This window comes from Muriicola sp., assembly GCF_041567615.1.
In the GTDB taxonomy this organism is placed as follows: Bacteria; Bacteroidota; Bacteroidia; order Flavobacteriales; family Flavobacteriaceae; genus Muriicola.
This window is the reverse complement of record NZ_JBFGBM010000053.1, coordinates 1-14,195: the sequence shown is the minus strand read 5'-3', so window position 1 is coordinate 14,195 and position 14,195 is coordinate 1. Positions and strand designations below refer to the sequence as shown.

Sequence of the window (14,195 nt, the reverse complement as noted above, 5' to 3'; positions counted from 1 at the left end):
CTTCGTTCCCGGGTCTGTCTGGACCGTAACCGTGGAGGAGCAGGATGAGCAATTCGGAGGTTTATTGGAGTCCGTAGACCTGTATATTTCCTTTACGGATAATCAGGACGATCCTAATGACTCCAGTGTTCCGGAGCAGCTGCTCGCCACATTTGCGGCCAGCGAATTCGGCACAAGTTCCAGGGGACTTCCTGAACTGACCTTTACAACAACCCTTCAGGAATCTGCCACGGCCGTTGGAATCGGTACGGGTTATTCAGGCGGGGACGTGTTCTCTTACAGGTTTGTCGTGAATTTGACTGACGGAAGGTCTTTTACCAACACAGACGCGAATAACGGCGTATTGGGTGGTTCTTACTTCTCCTCCCCATACAAGTACGACGTAACTGTTGCTTGTATTCCTGTGGGACCTGTTCCAGGAACCTATACTCTGGATATGCAGGATTCCTTCGGAGACGGATGGAACGGTGCCTCAATCAGGGTAACTGTTGATGGTGTAGCCACAGATTATACGATTACTCCCGCTCAGGGAGCATCGAATTCTGAATCCATCACCATACCTGCTACAGCCACAACTTGGTCCTGGGAGTATGTATCTGGTGACTGGGATTCTGAGGTGACTTACCAGCTGTATGCCCCCAATGGCAAACTGGCTTATGCCGATGGTCCAAATCCTGTCATAGGAGACATTACGGATCTGTTCAGTATATGTCCGTAGGGATATTAATTTTATAAATTAACGCAAAGGCTGTCCAAATCGGGCAGCCTTTTTTGATCTCCCTAATTCTCAAACATACCTGACCTAATATCAAAATTTCTGTTACCTTTACCGCCAACTATTTGATAAACAAACACCCTACGTTAGAATGAAATACATTTTTCTGGTAGTCCTATTGCTAGGATTCATCACTATTACTCAGGGACAAGTATCCGGGCAGATCGCCGGCGGGGCCGGTGCGGCTTTCGGGCTTGATGGTAGAGCCACCACAGATCCCTTTCTTGCGAACAGGCTCGCAGCCTTGAGAAAAAAAAACACGACGGATGAAGAAATACTTGGATCTCCCTACCTGAGTGAGGAATTCATCAAGAGCAAAGTCTATTTCGGGCAGGAGTATGTAGGCGAATATTACATTCGCTATAATGCCCTCAACAGCGAGATCGAGATCAAGGAAACTGCGTATCCCGAGGAAGAGGCCAAGAGACTCCTGGCCAACGAGAGTGTTCGGGTGAAATACGGTAACCGCGAACTACGGTTTACCACTTACATCAACAAAAAAGGAGAAACCAAGAACGGCTTTCTCTCCATCATCGAAAAGGGGAAGAATTTTACCCTTTATCAACGTGTGGCTGTGAAATACAGCGAAGGTAAAGCTGCGGTAAATTCTATGGTCATGCCCATCCCGAGCAGATATGCCCAATTCGTGGAATATTACTACCAGGAGGAGGGTGTAAACCGCATAGAACAACTCAACCAAAAGAAAGGGGCTGTATTGAAGATCCTCGAAAAGGAAGACAAGGATGTGGTCAATGCCTTCATCAAGGCGGAAAAGATCAACCTGGATGATGAAGAGGACCTGATCCGGACCTTTGAATACATGAATAGCCTAGATTCCTCTTCATGAAGTCCTGCATAGGGTTATTTCTATTTTCTGTCTTTTTCTGCTCCCTGCAGGCACAACAGGCCGGCCTCGGTGCTCCCCAGGTAGCCGCCGTGGAAAATGATCCGTTTGCTAATTACCACCAGCGATGGAACCCCATGATGGAAAAGCTTTTCCAATTGGTGCGCGATGACGATGGCATCGTCAGGCATTTTGTGGGGGCTGAAGTCGGCACTCCTTTTGAGAGTGAATCGTTCGAAAAAGGCCAGGTCTGGTACGAAGACGAAAATCTGGGAGAGTTTTATTACCGATACAATATTTTCTCCCAAGAGATAGAATTGAAAAGAACCTTATTGCCTGAAGAAAAACACCAGGCCCTGATCCGTGACCCCAAGGTGGCCCTGGTCCTGCCCGGCAGGAATAAAGAATACAGGTATCTCCCATTTATTACGACAAAAGGTTCCAAAAACGAGGATTACCTCATCAGAATTTATAAAGGATCGTCCCTTGAACTTTTTAAACATCAGGAGTCAAAGTTTACCGAAGCAAAACCGGCTGCCAATTCCATGGTAAGCGCTACGCCCAGTAAATTCACCACCTTTACCTCCTACTTTCTGCAGTTCAGGGGTGAACCGATCCGGGAGGTCTCCCAGAAGAAGAACAAGTTCCTGAAAGAGATCGACAGCCGATGGAGCACAGACATGAAAGAGTTTATGAAGAAGGAAAATACAGACCTGTCCGATGAAGCCATGCTGATCAAAGCGGTTTCCTATCTCGATATGTTGGCGAAGAATTAATTTTCACACGGAAGATATCCCGGAGCCTGATTAGCACCTGATTAGCATTTAACATATAATTACTAATTCCTTTTGTCCATGTCTAAAACCACCCAGATCTACGGAATACGGGCCGTAATTGAAGCCGTAAAGGCCGGGGAACCGGTAGACAAGGTCTATATACAAAAAGGGCTTAAGGGAGCGCTGATTAAGGAACTGGAGGATCTCCTGAGGAAGTCGGGTATCCCCACTTCCTATGTTCCCCTGCCAAAGATCAACAAACTCACCCAAAACAACCACCAGGGGGTGGTAGCCGCCATTTCACCTGTCGCCTTCCTCACCATGGAGGAACTCGTAGACACGGTCCTCTCTCAAAAGAAATCACCCCTGTTCCTGTTGCTCGACGGGATTTCGGACGTGAGGAATTTCGGGGCCATCATCCGCACAGCTGAGTGCACCGGGGTAGACGGCATCATTATCCCAAAAAAAGGATCGGCGCCCATCACCGGGGATACAGTCAAGACCTCTGCCGGGGCTGTTTTCAGGGTGTCCATTGCCAAAACCGATCACATCAAGGATGCGGTCTTTTACCTTAAGGCCTCCGGGGTTTCTGTAGTGGCCGCTACGGAGAAAACCAACAATCTGCTTTACCAGGTGGATCTCAAAGGCTCTGCGGCGATCATCATGGGGGCTGAGGACAGCGGCATCTCCCCCTCCATCCTGAAAGAAGCCGACTTCCTGGCCAAACTGCCTATGCTGGGTGAAATCGGATCCTTAAATGTCTCCGTTGCCTGCGGGGCCTTCCTGTACGAGGCAGTCCGTCAACGAACCCTCTAATCTCCTTCAGCCGAAGGATCCTGCCGATTTTTCCGGTAGGTATAGGTAATCCTCACCTGGGAGTCCTCATCCTCCGAAATATTCTCAATAAAATTTCCCTCCTCGTCAAAGTGTTTGAGGAATTCGTCCTCCTCCTCGTTGTAATCCTCCCGTTCCCATGCGTATTTGGGAACAAGAGGCACCCTGACCTTTAAGAATAGGGCGGCAAAAAGACCGACCAGAAATCCACCGAGATGGCCTTCCCAGGAAATCCCCTCCTCCACAGGAAATATATACCACAACATACTTCCGTAGATAAATGAAACCACTAGAGAAACAGCTACAAGCCTGTAGTGTTTGGTAAAAATGCCCTTAAAGAATATAAAACTTGCCAGGAGGTAGATGAGTCCACTCGCCCCTATGTGGTAGGCCGGGCGCCCTATCAGCCAGGTCACCAGCCCGGTGAGGATCAGCCCCCAGAACAGCAGCTTAAAGGCTATGGAACGATAGAAATACATGAGCGTACCCAGGAGGATGACCAAAGGAATGCTGTTGTTGTACAGGTGTTCCACAGAGGAATGCAGGAAAGGACTCAGGATAACCCCCCTCAGGCCTGATACCGTTCGCGGGAAAATGCCGTAGTCGTTCCAGTTGATGCGGAATTGCAGTTCGAGCCAAAATACGGTCCAGATCAGAAGTACAGCTACCATGGGGACGAACAGCACACTGTCCGTGAACCTGAAATTTGCTTCTTCCCTGTCGACTCGTATTTTGCTCATGTCCTTACAAATTTAGAGCCATTTTCCGAATTACGGCCACCTGCGCTTCCGGAGAAAAAATGTACTTTAGGGCTATGAATGAACCCCTGGCAGAGCGGGTCAGACCCAAGACCCTGGAAGAGTATATCAGCCAAAATCACCTGGTTGGAGAGAAGGGATCCCTCAGGCATCAGATCCTGAAAGGTACCATTCCCTCCCTTATCCTTTGGGGTCCGCCGGGTACCGGTAAAACGACCCTGGCGCACATCATCGCTGAGGAGAGCAAAAGGCCTTTTTACACCCTGAGTGCCATCAGCAGTGGGGTTAAGGATGTTCGCGAGGTGATCGATAAGGCCAAATCGGCCGGCAACCTGTTCACCACCCGAAATCCCATCCTTTTTATAGACGAGATCCACAGATTCAGCAAGGCACAACAGGACTCCCTGCTGGGCGCGGTGGAAAAGGGGTGGATCACCCTCATCGGGGCCACCACCGAAAATCCCAGCTTTGAGGTCATCCCGGCCTTGCTTTCCCGCTGCCAGGTCTACATCCTTAACCCCTTCGGAAAGGAAGACCTGGAGATCCTCCTGAAGCGTGCCATGGCCGAGGACCCGGTTCTCCGGGAAAAGACCATCGACCTGAAAGAAACGGAAGCCCTGCTGCGCCTCTCGGGAGGGGATGCGAGGAAATTGCTGAATATCTTTGAACTGCTGGTAACTTCTGAAGCTTCAGAAAAGGTCGTGATCACGGATGACCTCGTGCTGTCGAAAGTACAGAAGAACACCGTGCTGTACGACAAGACCGGGGAGCAGCATTACGACATCATTTCGGCCTTTATCAAATCCATCCGTGGCAGTGATCCCCAGGCGGCTGTCTATTGGCTCGCCAGGATGATCGAAGGGGGAGAAGATGTAAAATTTATTGCCAGGCGCTTGCTTATCCTGGCGTCGGAGGATATCGGCCTTGCCAACCCCACGGCCCTGGTGATCGCCAACAGCACGTTCCAGGCCGTGACCACCATAGGCTACCCCGAGGCACGTATCCTGCTGAGTGAATGCGCCATTTATCTCGCGACGAGTCCCAAGAGCAACGCGAGCTATACAGCCATAAAAAATGCCCAAATGGCAGTGAAGGAACACGGGGACCTCCCCGTGCCGCTTGAACTGAGGAATGCGCCTACCCAACTTATGAAGGACCTCGGATATGGGGAGGAGTACAAGTACGCCCATGATTACGAGAACAATTTTGTACAGGCAGATTTCCTGCCCGGTCCCCTGAAAGGCTCAGTATTCTATTCCCACGGAAATAATAACCGGGAAAATGCGATCAAAGAATTTCTTAGCCGTCGCTGGAAAGATAAATACGAGTATTAGAATTTGATCTGCAATTCTTCCTGCAGGCGGTCATTACCCTGATAAAATTCAAATATCCACTTCCCGTCCTTGAGATACAGGATCCCGTTCTGCCCTTTCCTTTCGGCCAGATATAGATTGGGCATAGAAGTTTCCCTAAGGTAGAACTGAATACTCGGGGCTGTATCAACGAGCTGATAGCCCGTTTCCGTCCTTTGGGCGTAAAGGGAAGCCGTCAGGGGCAATGTCTGCACTTCCTCCTGGGCAATTGCCTGCTCAAGGGTCACAGCCTCCGTCTTTTCCTCCGGCATGGTGAGTGAAGTGGTCTCTTCCTTATCCCCGGCTACAGGCGGCACTGCCACGGTTTCATCTTCCTCAGGCTCTTCAGCATGAGGCGTCTCTGAGGCAGGGGGCAGACTCTTTACGTCATCCCCGAATTTCAACACTGCCGGTGCGGGTTCAGCAGGCTTCTGGTAGGTATACTTAAATCCTTTTAGAGACGAAAAAGCTTCCTTCAGGGCCTCGCGATAGGCCTCCACGAATTGCTTGACCTTACTGGAACCCACCCGGGTCCTGAATTGCTCATTTCCTTCGCAATCCTCAAAGACCACCGCAACCTTTGTCGTGAACATGTTCGACTGGTTATCCAGGGAAGTAAATAAGGCTGAACAACGATTGGTGTTCACCTCTTCCGGTACTGCATTGTCATAAAATACATTCATCCCTTTTTCGGTAAGGTGGTATTTTACCAGGGTGCTGGTCTGATATTGATTCTCGCCCCGAAATCCCTCGAATTGAGTGGGTACCACCACATATTTGTAGTTGTTGAGAACGGATTGGGAAAAAGCGGTTAACCCCAGCAGGAGAAAAATTACGAGTACACTGTTTTTCATGGTCAAAGCCTATCTGTTGGCTCCCCAAGATAGGATATTTAATCCTATCTGAAAAGACGCGTAATGGCTGTCTGCCAGGTTTTGGTATGCCAGGAGATTATTGGCCAGGACGTAGAAATTCACCGGGCCCGCCTGTATGTTCAGCCCCAGTCCCAGGTTGGTCATGGAGAACTTATCAACGGTGTAGGTTCCTTTGAGGCTCAGGATATTACCAAATCTTCTGAGGTAGAATGCGGTAAGGGCAGCCTGGGGGCCACGGGGCCTGTTGACGGCGTGAAGCTGCAGACCTGTTGCATTCCTGAACGGAGTACGCACATCGGCGTCCGTGACCCCAATATCACAGTCACAGTCCAACTCACCGCCGACCGGTTCCCCGAAATTGTAGCGGATAGAACCGTAGAGCTGGGTGGGCCTGAAAGTGATGTAACTGGAATTATTATCCTCAAAAGGCAACTGGGCCTCGATCTCGTCCACCAGGTCCTGCCAGAAATCAGAATTGGCATCGTCAAATGCATCGGGGAGTATGGCTTCTACCCCTTCCGTGGTCGCCCTTCCCTGAAGAGAATACCCTTTTACATCGCCCGAATGATAGACAAACCCAAGGTCGAGCAGGCTCCCGGTGATCACGGTTTGGGAATTGAGCTGATAGGTGAATCCCAGGTCTATACCCAATCCGAGATCACCTCCGAATAAGGCTCTTTTAGAAATGACCCCCCCAACAGATCCGCTCGACTCATCATTGAGGATGGCCCGGATCTCCTCCAGGCCCGAGGTCCTCAATTGCATATCTGCATCGAGTGTATGGGAAAGGAGGTTATTCTGTCCTTCTTGTGTTATAAAGTATCCCGAATTGGTAGAGGAATGGAAATCATAGATCCCAGAATACAATTTGGCACGGGCCCCAACGATCAGGTTGCGATCCATCACCTTATTGATCCCGAAATGAAAAACGGTCAATCCCTCCCCCCGGGTCTTGAGATGTCCCAGGTCAAAACGCCTTCCCAGCTGATCGGCATTTCCCTCAAAAGCCAGGTAGGCCAAATCCTGGGGCCAGTAGAGGATAGTATTCGACTCAAAGTAAACACCAAAGGAATAAAAGGTATCTGGATTCTTTCCGCTCCTGAACCCACCGTGAAGGAGGTCTACCTGAATGGTGGCACCGAATTCATCCCTTTTGGTCATCCCGTTGAGCGCCCGGGTCCGCACTTTTTGATTGAAGTCGACCCCGTCATTGGCAAACAGGTCATTTACGGTGATCCCGCTACTGCCGGCCTGAGCGTAGATTCCCGAAGTAAGAGGAACACCGGCATACCAGGAATAAGAGGTCTCTACTCCCGGATTTAACAGGATGGCCTGGGGAATTTCCGTGAAATCATAGAGCAACTCCCTATTCTGCGATAGAAGGAAGCCAGTGCCCAGGAAAAAGGCCGCTAATAAGGGCTTCCATAATCTCATTTTAATCGAAGTCTGAATTTGCCACTGGACCTGAAGATAATCATAGGGTCCGGTAAGCTGGAAACGCTATTGTTGTCGCCTAAATTTCTGGCATTCACCCGTACCTGGGAAGTATTCCGGATGATGTCCAGACTGCGACCTGTTGGGGTTCCATAGGCAGTTTCCCTCCTGAGGACGGCCGTAGGAGCAGGATCCAGAGAAAAGAATTCCGTATCCAGGACATTACCCCCGTCGTCCAGGTATTCAAAAAGGATCTCCAGGGGTTTGCTGGTCGTATTCTCCAGCTCATACGTGATCGCCCCGTCCTGCACATTATCTGCGAAGTACTGCTCGTTAAAGGCATCGAAATTAAAGGTCTGGATATACCATACGGCTCCGGTGGCATCGTTGATCACACTTTCAGGGCTTTCCACATACAGGATGCTCGCCTCTACGGTAGGAATGATATCAAGGTCGTTGAACTGATCGAAGTTCTGTTCCTCCACACATGAGGAAGTAATGCTCAGAAATAGGATAAGAAAGAGATAGTGAATTTTCTTCATCTCGAGCGCTTCTTGAAGGGACCGGAAAGGCCTAAAAGATGGGTCTTTCCCCCTGCTACCCTATATAACTTTATAAATACGATTTTATTTCACTCAGATCGTGAATGATGGAGCCATACTCGTGAGGGGGTTCGTTGTGTACATTGAGATGGATCGTATGAAATCCTACGGCCCTGGCGCCGAGTATGTCTGCTTCCAGGTTATCACCGACCATGATCGCATGCTGTGGTTTTGCCCCCGTGCGCTCGAGGGCCAGGTTAAAGATCCAGGGATCCGGTTTTTTTACTCCGGCCATCTCCGAATTGATAACCTGGTCAAAATAGGCGGCAATTCCGGAATTCATCAACTTTTTCGCCTGTATCTCCTCAAAGCCATTGGTGATGATGTGGAGGCGATAGGTAGGTCTTAAATATTCCAGGACTTCCCTGGTGTAGGGCACCAGGTGATCATGGGAGGAAAGGTGTTCGATATAGGAATTCGCGAGACTGTGTATCATCTCATCCTCCACCCGGTAACGGACAGAATCGAAGACCGTCCTCAACCTTCTGTACCGCAGGTCTTCCTTCTCGATCTTACCTTCTCGGTATAACTTCCAAAAAGCGAGGTTGGCGGGGACGTATGCGGCCAAAAAGATATCCAGGTCCAGGTCAATCCCGTGATCTGAGAATATCTTTCTAAAGGTCAGGGCTGAATTTTTTTCAAAATCCCACAGGGTATGATCCAGATCAAAAAATACATCGGTTACCAGATCCCTATACATAATACCTTTCAATCATTTTAGCGTACAGTTGCAACCAGTTGATCTTTCCTTCCGCACCGAGCAATTCGTTGGAGAACACCGTGATAAAGTGGCCACCAACCTCCTTGACCACATCGTGTAGCTCATCCAGTTTTTCGAATATCTCCTCTTCAGAATTGCATTTGAGCAGGGCGTAATCATGGACCGCAAAGGGATGTATCTTTACGGGTTGCTGCACTTCCTGGGGGATGTCGTAAAAGTAGAAGGAAGTGCAGGTTCCGGCCTTGAACCCCATTTCGTGGGTATATCCCATGGAATAATCGTCCGTGAATTCAGCAGCAGCCAGATTTCTGTAGGTTTCTGGAACATCGACCCTGTTGTAGCGGAGCCTGACAAAATTAACGGGCCTGTTGATCACATTAGAGAGATTTTCCTTCTCTTCCTTGAGCATTTCCATATTGGCAAATGAACTATAGGAGGCTGCAAGGGCCACTGCATCGTAATCGGCTACCGATTTAATTAGGTATTTAAAGCGATTGTTCTCCGTAGAGATATTTTTGTCATACCTGGAATACTGGGCAAACTGGAAGAAGAAAATAGCCGGGAGTTTGTGTCTTTTGTGGATCCCGATAAGTTCCTGGAAATTATCGTAGGGATCCTTCCTGAGATTCAGCAGTACCGCCAACCTTTGGGAGACTCTTCTGAACCTGAGTGAGAAGAGATCCAGCAACATTCCTATCCCGGTCCTGAAAAATCCCCTGTGTGCAAAACTATGGGAAACTGGAACATCGATCACAGATGTATTGCGCACAGGTTTGGATGCTGCATTGAGGGAAGGGAACCTTTCCTGCAGAATGTTCAGCATCTTTTGAGCCCAGAGGTCCACCACCGGTAGTTTGAGAAAATCGTGTTCATAGGCCAGGCTTTCCTTAAGAGGAAAACGTCCTACGAGATCCTTCACATGGGGAAAGTATTCCTCATAGCGCGAAAGGAGATAAAAGCTCGCCGCAAATATGTCAAAGGGTAAATTGCTGCGTTCCCCTGTAGGGAAAAAACACGGCAAATCGTCCCATTTACCGATGGCCAGGTTCATATTCCGCACTCCTTGTTCGAATAAAAGGGTATGGCTCCTGACAAAGAATTCGTTCTGGAGAGGTTGTTTAGTGTAGGTGATCTTAGGTCCTGTATGCCTTATAAAATCCTCTATCTTGGTGGTAAATCCTACCTCTATCTGCAGCATACGGGTAAAGACCTGCTTCATGATATAGGTAAACCTGGGAGTAATCTTATGGGTGTAGATCAACAACATATCATATAAGATGTTGGTCAGCAAAACTGAAAAAGGCCTTTTCCGTCACGATCAGGTGATCGAGAACCCTTATATCCAGTACCTCAGCCGCTACCTTTAACTTCCTGGTGATGGCCTTGTCGGCCTCACTGGGTTTAAGTGCCCCGGAGGGATGGTTATGAGCCAGGATAAGGGCTACTGCACCCAGCTCCAATGCCTCCCTTAGCACCAACCGCACATCTACCAGGGTACCTGTGATCCCCCCTTTGCTCAACTGAGATTTGTGGATCACCCTGTTGGCATTGTTGAGGTAGAGAATCCAGAATTCCTCGTGCTGCAATTCAGACAGAACGGGTTCGAGCACCGCAAAGGCATCCGCACTGCCCGAAATATGACTGAGTTCCCCAGTGGATTCCTCCCTTCTCCTTCGACTGATCTCCATGGCCGCAGCGATGGTCACCGCTTTCGCTTCCCCGATTCCCCGGAATTTCATGAGTTTTGTCACAGACATCCTGCCGAGTTGAGTGAGACTGTCATCGGATTTTTTCAGAATTTTTTTAGCCAGGCTCAGCGCTGAATCTTCCCTGTTTCCGGATCCAATCAGGATGGCGAGGAGTTCGGCATCCGTGAGTCCGCCTCTCCCCCTGACCATTAATTTCCTTCTGGGTTTATCATCCTCTGCCCAGGTTTTAATGGAGAAAGACACCGGGTTTTTTTCCATGGTTAAAGATAAACAACTAATATTGTTAAAGTAGTCTTTGCACTGCAATTAAAAAGCACCTATGAAATCTTTATTCGACGAAGAAGCCTTCAATGAGATTCAGAGAAGAGTGGGAGAATTGAAGTCGACTAAGCAGGGGTTGTGGGGAAAAATGAGCGTAGGTCAGATGGTATGGCATTGCCAGGTTCCGCTTGCCCTGGCCATCAAAAACAAGCCCACCCGAAAAAAAGGAAGCCTCTTCATTCGGGTATTCTTCAAGAAATCCCTGTACAACGACAAGCCCTGGCGCAAAAACCTGCCCACCTCCCCTTTTGCAAAGACAAAAGAACCCAAGGATTTTACGGTAGAGCGCTATAAATTACTCGACCTTATTGCCCAGTTCCACGATCTCAAAAGCAGGGCTGCCTGGAACCCCCACCCTATCTTCGGTAAACTCACGCACGAGCAATGGGGACAAATGAACTATAAACATCTGGATCACCACCTCAGGCAATTCGGGGTGTAAGCATAGATATGACAAGAAAAAAGCCCTTGATATTCAAGGGCTTTTCTTTTTGATTCCAAGAAGTATTATTGTTTGTTTTCCGGTTTACCTACTTTTTCTACTTCTTCCTTTTGTTTCCTGATATTCTCTTTTCCTTTTTTGATTGTTTCTTCCAGTTCATTCAATTTTACCTCTGCCTGATTTATTTTTTCTTCCTTTTTCCTCAGAGTCTCCTCATCCGCACTTTTTTCTTCACGTTGTTTCTTTAGTTTTTCCCGGGCCTCTGCTACCTCTGCCCTTCCCTTTCTCAGTGTTTGTTCATTTTCCTTTAAACTCTGCTCTGATCTCTCGATCTTTTCCTTGGCCATCGATGCCCGGTATTGACCAAATTCTTTCCCGGACATATCTCCTTTATTCCTGCCATAAGCACCTCCCTGACCGCGATCCGTTTTAGTGGCATCTTCATCCATCTCCACTTCACGGACCTTTTCTTTCACCTTTTCATCCTCTTTTTTCACTTTCCCTTTGGCCTTTTCTTTTTGGGATTGAGCTTTTTCTGCAGCCTCTTTCGGTTCTTCTCTCCCCTCCTCTACTTCCTCCTCAACTTGCTTTTGAGCCTTGTTTACCTTCTCTTTCTTACCCTTACCTTTGTCCTGTGCCTTGCTCTGGGCATAAGTGGTCGTGCCCGTCATGGCTATCAGAGCAAACAGCATAAGAATCGTTCTAATTGCTTTTTTCATTTCTGTTTGTTTTGAGATTAAATACTATCTAATGCCTTTAAGGCTGATTCTACCTCTTCGGCTTTCTTCTCTACCTCCTCCACGGTTTCGTCTACTTCTTTCTCCACCGCTTCGATCGTGTTTAGATCTTCTTCCAGCGCTTCCTGCTCCTTTTTGGTGTCCCTGCAGGAGATAATGGCCAGGAAGAAAGCTGAAAACAGGTACATACTAACTTTTTTCATATCTGTCTACTTCTTGATTACGTGCACTAAACGGGTTCTGACTCCTATTACTACCTTTATATTGCTGACTTTCATTGAATTAAAGATAATAAAATACCAACCCAATTTCATAATATATTCCGGAGCGCCTTAAGGTTCAGACCACCGTAGTTCCCCGAACTCATAAACAGCAAGACCGCATCTTTATAACTTCGGCCAAAGACAAACTTCTCAAATGCATCTGCTTCCGTAAAGATCTGGAGGTCGTTCCTCTGAAAGGAAGTCACTATCTGTTCCGGGGTCACTTCTTTTAACCGCTTTATTTTAACGGATTCCGGCAAAAAGAAGACAACAGCTTCATCGACAGCGTCGAGTGCTCCCCTGTATTCCTTTAAAAATTCCTCATTGAAACTACTATAGGTATGCAACTCCAAAAAGGCGATGACCCTCTTGTCGGGATATTGTTCTTTTACTGCCGCAGTGGTCGCAGCCACTTTGCTGGGAGAATGTGCAAAGTCCTTGAATATCAACGAAGTGTCTGATTCTCCTATTTTCTCCAGCCTTTTGGAAGCCCCGCTGAATGAGGATATGGCCTGGTAGAAATCGTCCTCGTCAACACCCATTTGCTGACAGATCCACTTGGCTCCCGCTATATTGTTGAGGTTGTGCTTACCGAAGACCTCCAGCGGCAGAGGTCCTTCTTCTGTATCTAAATAAGTCCTGCCTTTATGTATGCTGTAAGGAGGAGTACGGTAGGGAAATTTGCGGATGGTGTTTGAAGAGCCTTCAATTACCCTGACCACTTCCTCATCTTCTTCATTATAGGTGATACTTCCCCCGTTGACTATACTATCCACGAAGGCGGAAAACTGTGAGACGTAATTTTCATAGGTGGGAAACACGTTGATGTGGTCCCAGGCGATCCCGCTTAGCAGGGCGATATTGGGTTGATACAAATGGAATTTGGGACGACGGTCTATGGGAGAAGAAAGGTATTCATCCCCTTCCAGTACGATAAAATCATTTTCTTCAGTCAGGTGAACCATCCTGTCAAAACCTTCCAGTTGGGCCCCCACCATAAAATCCACCTTCCTGTCGTGATATTTCAGCACATGAAGGATCATAGAAGTAATGGTGGTCTTCCCATGGCTGCCCCCGATGACCACCCTGGTCTTGTTCCTGGATTGTTCATAGAGGAATTCCGGGTAGGAATAGATCCTGAGTCCGAGTTCCTGGGCTCTGAGCAATTCCGGATTGTCATCCTTCGCATGCATCCCCAGGATTACGGCGTCGATATCACTATCGATCTTCTCAGGAAACCATCCGAATTCTGCCGGCAGAAGACCCTGCTCCCTTAACCTGGTTTTCGAAGGTTCATAGATCACATCATCGCTTCCGGTGATCACATACCCTTTGTCATGCAAAGCCAGGGCAAGGTTATGCATGGCACTTCCGCCAATGGCTATAAAATGAATCCGCATTGTTCCGTTTATTTCTGAACAAAGATAGCCTTTGAAAAGTGCTTCCCAAACCCTAGAGGCATCCTTATTCTCACTATCTTAGAAACTCGTTTTGCCGTTGAATTGGAGCAAAAGATCAACATACATGAGACCGCATTTGTAACAGCTGCGTTCAGGGCCGCTGACAGCGACCTGAGCAGGGATACCTTTGCCTATTTGTGGGCAAACCAGGTCACAGACCGGCATGCAAACCGGTATCGTCAGGCCGTTTCCCTTCATGAAGGCGTGGCTCATTGCCTCAGGAACCGATATTTCATGGACACCATTCAAAACCTATTTGATACGGGTAAGATCGATGCCTTGCTTAATTTCG

Annotated in this window: 16 protein-coding genes and 1 pseudogene; 7 read left to right on the top strand and 10 right to left on the bottom strand. The window is 48.3% G+C overall.

Going from position 1 to position 14,195, the window contains the following annotated elements:
• The 4 genes from ABYP73_RS05475 to rlmB all read left to right on the top strand — a co-directional run.
• Positions 1-718 (top strand): hypothetical protein (locus tag ABYP73_RS05475; RefSeq protein ID WP_372973684.1); only part of this gene is annotated, 718 nt, incomplete at its 5' end.
• Positions 719-866: 148 nt separating this feature from the next.
• Complete coding sequence (locus ABYP73_RS05470) at positions 867-1,622, top strand: hypothetical protein (protein WP_372973683.1); 756 nt, start codon at positions 867-869, stop codon at positions 1,620-1,622.
• Positions 1,619-2,395 (top strand): hypothetical protein, encoded by a 777-nt coding sequence (locus ABYP73_RS05465; protein ID WP_372945147.1) that lies wholly within the window; start codon positions 1,619-1,621, stop codon positions 2,393-2,395. The genes ABYP73_RS05470 and ABYP73_RS05465 overlap by 4 nt, the downstream gene beginning before the upstream one ends.
• A 78-nt stretch (positions 2,396-2,473) precedes the next feature.
• A complete protein-coding gene (gene rlmB, locus ABYP73_RS05460; protein ID WP_372945148.1) occupies positions 2,474-3,211 on the top strand; it encodes a 23S rRNA (guanosine(2251)-2'-O)-methyltransferase RlmB in 738 nt (245 codons plus the stop codon).
• On the opposite strand, the gene ABYP73_RS05455 is transcribed toward rlmB, so the two are convergent.
• The gene (locus ABYP73_RS05455) at positions 3,208-3,969 is read right to left on the bottom strand and encodes a rhomboid family intramembrane serine protease (protein WP_372973682.1); all 762 of its coding nucleotides are present in this window, start codon (positions 3,967-3,969) and stop codon (positions 3,208-3,210) included. The genes rlmB and ABYP73_RS05455 overlap by 4 nt on opposite strands.
• A 74-nt stretch (positions 3,970-4,043) precedes the next feature.
• Here ABYP73_RS05455 and ABYP73_RS05450 point away from each other — a divergent pair, with 74 nt between their 5' ends.
• The gene (locus ABYP73_RS05450) at positions 4,044-5,321 is read left to right on the top strand and encodes a replication-associated recombination protein A (RefSeq protein ID WP_372973681.1); all 1,278 of its coding nucleotides are present in this window, start codon (positions 4,044-4,046) and stop codon (positions 5,319-5,321) included.
• Here ABYP73_RS05450 and ABYP73_RS05445 read toward each other — a convergent pair.
• The 6 genes from ABYP73_RS05445 to radC form a co-directional block, all read right to left on the bottom strand.
• Positions 5,318-6,193: a hypothetical protein gene (locus ABYP73_RS05445; RefSeq protein ID WP_372973680.1), complete on the bottom strand. Its 876-nt coding sequence runs from the start codon at positions 6,191-6,193 to the stop codon at positions 5,318-5,320. The two genes, ABYP73_RS05450 and ABYP73_RS05445, sit on opposite strands and share 4 nt — an antisense overlap.
• A gap of 9 nt (positions 6,194-6,202) precedes the next feature.
• Positions 6,203-7,648 carry a DUF5723 family protein gene (locus ABYP73_RS05440; RefSeq protein WP_372973679.1) on the bottom strand — a complete coding sequence of 482 codons (1,446 nt, stop codon included), beginning with the start codon at positions 7,646-7,648 and terminating at the stop codon, positions 6,203-6,205.
• Positions 7,645-8,190 (bottom strand): hypothetical protein, encoded by a 546-nt coding sequence (locus tag ABYP73_RS05435; protein WP_372973678.1) that lies wholly within the window; start codon positions 8,188-8,190, stop codon positions 7,645-7,647. The genes ABYP73_RS05440 and ABYP73_RS05435 overlap by 4 nt, the downstream gene beginning before the upstream one ends.
• 70 nt (positions 8,191-8,260) lie before the next feature.
• The gene (locus tag ABYP73_RS05430) at positions 8,261-8,950 is read right to left on the bottom strand and encodes a YjjG family noncanonical pyrimidine nucleotidase (protein WP_372945154.1); all 690 of its coding nucleotides are present in this window, start codon (positions 8,948-8,950) and stop codon (positions 8,261-8,263) included.
• Entirely contained in the window at positions 8,943-10,238 is a 1,296-nt protein-coding gene (locus ABYP73_RS05425) for a polysaccharide deacetylase family protein (RefSeq protein WP_372973677.1), read from the bottom strand. The genes ABYP73_RS05430 and ABYP73_RS05425 overlap by 8 nt, the downstream gene beginning before the upstream one ends.
• A gap of 1 nt (position 10,239) precedes the next feature.
• Positions 10,240-10,938: a DNA repair protein RadC gene (radC, locus tag ABYP73_RS05420; RefSeq protein ID WP_372973676.1), complete on the bottom strand. Its 699-nt coding sequence runs from the start codon at positions 10,936-10,938 to the stop codon at positions 10,240-10,242.
• Positions 10,939-10,999: 61 nt separating this feature from the next.
• Here radC and ABYP73_RS05415 point away from each other — a divergent pair, with 61 nt between their 5' ends.
• Positions 11,000-11,443 (top strand): DUF1569 domain-containing protein, encoded by a 444-nt coding sequence (locus ABYP73_RS05415; protein WP_372973675.1) that lies wholly within the window; start codon positions 11,000-11,002, stop codon positions 11,441-11,443.
• Between the two features lie 65 nt (positions 11,444-11,508).
• On the opposite strand, the gene ABYP73_RS05410 is transcribed toward ABYP73_RS05415, so the two are convergent.
• From ABYP73_RS05410 to murC, 3 genes are all read right to left on the bottom strand, one after another.
• Positions 11,509-12,162 (bottom strand): hypothetical protein, encoded by a 654-nt coding sequence (locus ABYP73_RS05410; RefSeq protein ID WP_372973674.1) that lies wholly within the window; start codon positions 12,160-12,162, stop codon positions 11,509-11,511.
• A 17-nt stretch (positions 12,163-12,179) separates the two neighbouring features.
• Entirely contained in the window at positions 12,180-12,383 is a 204-nt protein-coding gene (locus ABYP73_RS05405; protein ID WP_372945629.1) for a hypothetical protein, read from the bottom strand.
• 107 nt (positions 12,384-12,490) lie between these two features.
• The gene (murC, locus tag ABYP73_RS05400; protein WP_372945628.1) at positions 12,491-13,843 is read right to left on the bottom strand and encodes a UDP-N-acetylmuramate--L-alanine ligase; all 1,353 of its coding nucleotides are present in this window, start codon (positions 13,841-13,843) and stop codon (positions 12,491-12,493) included.
• A gap of 102 nt (positions 13,844-13,945) precedes the next feature.
• Here murC and ABYP73_RS05395 point away from each other — a divergent pair.
• Positions 13,946-14,195: pseudogene (locus ABYP73_RS05395) on the top strand (adenosine deaminase); the annotation flags it as partial.